Here is a 334-nt window from a genome sequence, read left to right on the forward strand (position 1 = left end):
GTTTCGGATGAGGTGAGATATGAGCTATTTATCTTTAGAAGAGGTATGCGATCGGGTAGGTTTAACAAAAAATCAATTAGGTTATTTAATTAAGTATAAACACATCGAACCAATCAATCTAGATACCTGGAAAGCAGATGGAGGATATTGCTTTGAAAAAGAGGATGTAAAAAAGCTAGAGGAATTATACAAAGATTGTTTAACATTAAAAGAAGCTGCTGAATTGTAAATGTCAAGATAAACATGTACATTTTCGCTTGTTTAAGCATGTACAAAATCAATCATTTTCTTTGCTAAAATGATCTTTAATTCGATAGGATTGTCCTACAATACT

At 31.1% G+C, this 334-nt stretch carries 1 pseudogene; it reads left to right on the forward strand.

Annotated elements, in window-relative coordinates:
- Window positions 1-19: 19 nt before the first annotated feature.
- Window positions 20-223 (forward strand): annotated as a pseudogene (locus tag ACS2CR_RS34510) (helix-turn-helix domain-containing protein); the annotation flags it as partial.
- Window positions 224-334 lie beyond the last annotated feature (111 nt).

The organism is Bacillus cereus group sp. BceL291 (genome assembly GCF_051776705.1).
Taxonomy (GTDB): Bacteria; Bacillota; Bacilli; order Bacillales; family Bacillaceae_G; genus Bacillus_A; species Bacillus_A cereus.